At 69.3% G+C, this 3,801-nt stretch carries 2 protein-coding genes; one reads left to right on the top strand and one right to left on the bottom strand.

The genetic code is table 11. The annotated features are described in order from the left end of the window. Positions 1–271 precede the first annotated feature (271 nt). Complete coding sequence (locus AC1DYI_RS29225) at positions 272–2,359, top strand: M3 family metallopeptidase (protein WP_477207628.1); 2,088 nt, start codon at positions 272–274, stop codon at positions 2,357–2,359. Here the strand turns inward: AC1DYI_RS29225 and AC1DYI_RS29220 are convergent. Then, positions 2,269–3,801, bottom strand: a 1,533-nt coding sequence (locus tag AC1DYI_RS29220; RefSeq protein WP_477207627.1) for a DEAD/DEAH box helicase, incomplete at its 5' end; no start/stop codon positions are given. The genes AC1DYI_RS29225 and AC1DYI_RS29220 overlap by 91 nt on opposite strands.

Genomic DNA, 3,801 nt, shown 5'->3' with positions numbered 1-3,801 from the left:
CCGTACGGCCGCGGGCTGCGAGCTGGCGACGGCCACCAGCGCCAGCCCCGGCGTGGTGCACAGCAGCGGGGCGTGGAAGGTGCGGCCGGCGTAGCCGAAGCCGATCAGGCCGGTGCGGACCGGCGTCGAGTTAGGAGCGGGCATGCGCGAATTGTGCGGGCGGTGGACGGCGTCGCAGGAAGCCGGGCAGGCACTGGGGTGATTGGCGAGGGCCGCGCCCCACGCCCAATGGCATCATCGCCGCCATCAGACTGTCATCCGGCTGCCGTTCATGCCATCCACCTCCACATCGACTTCCAACCCCCTGCTCGCCACCTGGACCGGGCCGTTCGGCTTGCCGCCGTTCGACGAGATCCGCCCTGAGCACTTTGCGCCGGCACTGGCCGAGGCGATGCGCCAGCACCTGGCCGAGCTGGATGCGATCGGTGCCCAGGCCGAGCCGCCGAGCTTCGACAACACCGTCGCGGCCTTCGACCGTGCCGGTGCGCTGCTGTATCGCCTGGAGGCGGTGCTGGGCAACCTGACCGCGTCGGAAACGTCGCCCGCCCTGCAGGCGGTGCAACGCGAGATGGCCGCGCCGCTGGCCGCGCATGACAGCGCGGTGAAGATGCACGCCGGCGTGTTCAAGCGCCTGGACGCGCTGCACGCCGACCGCGCGGGCCTGGGCCTGACGCCCGAGGCCTTGCGCCTGCTCGAGCGTCTGCACGAAGACGCGGTGCGCTCCGGTGCCCGTTTCGACCCAGCGGCGCAGGCGCGCTACTCGGCCATCATGCAGGAGCTGGCGACGTTGACGACCCGCTTTGCGCAGAACGTATTGGCCGACGAATCGAGCTACCTGCTGCACTTGAAAGGCGAGGCCGATCTGGCCGGCCTGCCCAGCTTCGTGCGCGCAGCCGCGCGCCAGGCGGCCACCGAGCGCGGCCTGCCCGATGGCAGCCATGTGGTGACGCTGAACCGCTCGCTGATCGTGCCGTTCCTGACCTTCTCGGAGCGGCGCGATCTGCGTGAGGCCGCCTGGCGCGCCTGGGTCGGCCGCGGCGAATCGAGCGGGCCGACCGACAACCGCGCACTGGCCAAAGAGATCCTGCGGCTGCGCCAGCAGCAGGCCGCCGCGCATGGCTGCGCCAGCTATGCCGACTACGCGCTGGCCGACACGATGGCCGGCGAGCAGGGGGCCGTCCGGCAACTGTTGTCCGAGGTCTGGCGCCGGGCGCTGCCGGCTGCTGAGCGTGAACGCCAGGCGCTGGTCGCGATGATGCGCACGCACCTCGTTCAGGGCGAACCCCAGGCCTGGGACTGGCGCTACTGGTCAGAAAAGGTGCGCCAAGCCCGCTATGCGATCGACGAAGCCGAGCTGAAGCCGTACTTCTCGCTCGACAACATGGTGCAGGCCTTGTTCGACTGTGCGCAGCGCCYGTTCGGCGTGCGCTTCGAGCCGCGGCCCGAGGTCAAGGCCTACCACCCGGACGTCAAGGCCTACGAGATGTTCGATGGCTCAGGCCGCAGCGCCGGCCTGTTCCTGCACGACAACTTCGCGCGCCAGAGCAAGCGCTCGGGCGCGTGGATGAGCGACTTCAACTACCAGTCGAAGAACCGCGGCGTGCCGGCGCCGATCATCGTCAACAACAACAACTTCGCGAAGGCCGCGCCAGGCGAGCCGACGCTGCTGTCGTTCGACGATGCGCGCACGCTGTTCCATGAGTTCGGCCACGGCCTGCACGGGCTGCTGTCGAAGGTCACCTACCACCGGCTGGCTGGCACGCAGGTGCTGCGCGACTTTGTCGAATTGCCGTCGCAGCTGTTCGAGCATTGGCTGAGCCAACCCGAGGTGCTGGGCAGGCATGCGCGCCACTGGCAGACCGGCGAGCCGATCCCGCAGGCGCTGATCGATCGATTGCAGGCCGCGCAGCGTTGGGGCCAGGGCTTCGACACGGTGAGTTATCTCGGCAGCGCGCTGGTCGATCTGGCACTGCATGCGCGCACCGACGAGGCGGCGCCGGACGACATCTGCGTGTTCGAACGTGAAGAGCTGGCCCGGCTCGGCATGCCGCCGGCGGTGGGGATGCGGCACCGGTTGGTGCACTTTCAGCACGTGTTTGCCGGCTCAAGCTATGCCTGCGGCTACTACGTCTACCTGTGGGCAGAGGTGCTGGACGCCGATGCTTTCGGCGCCTTTGAAGAGGTGGGGAACCCCTTTGATGCGGATGTGGCGGCGCGCTTGCACCGCCACATCTATGCCGTGGGCGACACGGTGCCGCCCCAGCAGGCTTACACCGACTTCCGCGGCCGCTTGCCGGCGCTGGAGCCCTTGTTGTCGAAGCGCGGCTTGCTCGAAGGCGAGAACTTGGCCGGCGCGTGAGCCGGGCGCTGCGGCGCACGGTCCTGGCGCGGCGCATCAGCGCGCACGAAGCCAGGGCGGTCGCCGCGGTGCTCGAAAGCCGGGCGCTCACGGTGTTCGAAGGCCGGGCGCTGCTGGTCGAACGCGGGGCGCTCGCGGTGCTCGAACGGGCTGCGGTCAGCCGGCGGACGGCGATCACCGCCGAAGCGGTCGCCCTGGGCCTGCTGGCCTTGATGGCCGTGATAGCCACCACCGCCATGGCCACGGTCGTTGTGGCGCGGGCCACCACGGTTGTTGTTGAAGTAGTCGCCGACACGGCCATAGCCGCCGCCAGAATTGCCACGCGGGGCACCGCCGCGAGGCGGGCGCTGCATGGTTTCCGGTGCGGCGCGCTGGGGCTCCAGGCCTTCAACCGTCGCAACCGGAATCGGCTGCGTCGTGTAGTGCTGGATGCGGCGGATCATCGGCACGTCGCGGCGCTCGGCCAGCGTCACGGCGCGGCCCGAGCGGCCGGCACGGCCGGTGCGGCCAATGCGGTGCACGTAGTCTTCCGCCTTCAGCGGCAGACCGTAGTTGATGACGTGGCTGATCGTCGGCACGTCGATGCCGCGGGCAGCGACGTCGGTGGCCACCAGGATGCGCAGCTGGCGCGAACGCAGGCCTTGCAGCACACGGTTGCGGCGGCCTTGCGGCATRCCGCCGTGCAGCGAGGCGACCTTGTGGCCCATCTCGTGCAGGCGATCGGCCAGGCGGTCGGCGTCGATCTGGGTGCTGGTGAAGACAACGGCCTGATCAACCTCGCGGTCGGTCAGCAGCGAGTCGAGCAGCGCATGCTTGTGGTCGAGGTTGTCGGCCCACATCAGCTGCTGCGCGATGTTCTCGTGCTTGGCGGTGTGGCCGGTGATCTGGATGCGTTCGAAGTCCGGACGCTGCAGGCGCTGGGCCAGTTGGCCGACTTCGCCGTCGAAGGTGGCGCTGGCCATCAGGGTCTGGCGCTTTTCGGGCAGGGCTTGGGCGATGTGCTCGATGTCTTCGATGAAACCCATGTCGAGCATGCGGTCGGCTTCGTCCAGCACCAGCATTTCGACATTTTCGAGCACGGCCTTGCCGCTGCCCAGGTGGTCGATCAGGCGGCCGGGGGTGGCGACCAGGATGTCCAGCGGGCTGCGCAGGGCCTTCAGCTGGGCCGGGTAGGGCACGCCGCCGACGACGGTGGTGACCGACAGGAATTGCACGTGGCGGCCGTAGTCGGACGCGGCCTTGCAGACCTGCATCGCGAGTTCACGGGTGGGCACCAGCACGAGGATGCGCGGGCCACGCACAACGCCGCGTTGCGGCTTTTGCGCCGGGTCCTGGCGGGCCGCGATCACCTTCATCAGCGCGGGCAGCACGAAGGCCGCGGTCTTGCCGCTGCCGGTGTTCGAGCACACGCGCAGATCCTTGCCTGCCAGAGCGGCCGGAAT

The organism is Ideonella sp. P3_A4 (genome assembly GCF_056403075.1).
This window is presented reverse-complemented; position numbering and strand designations above follow the sequence as displayed.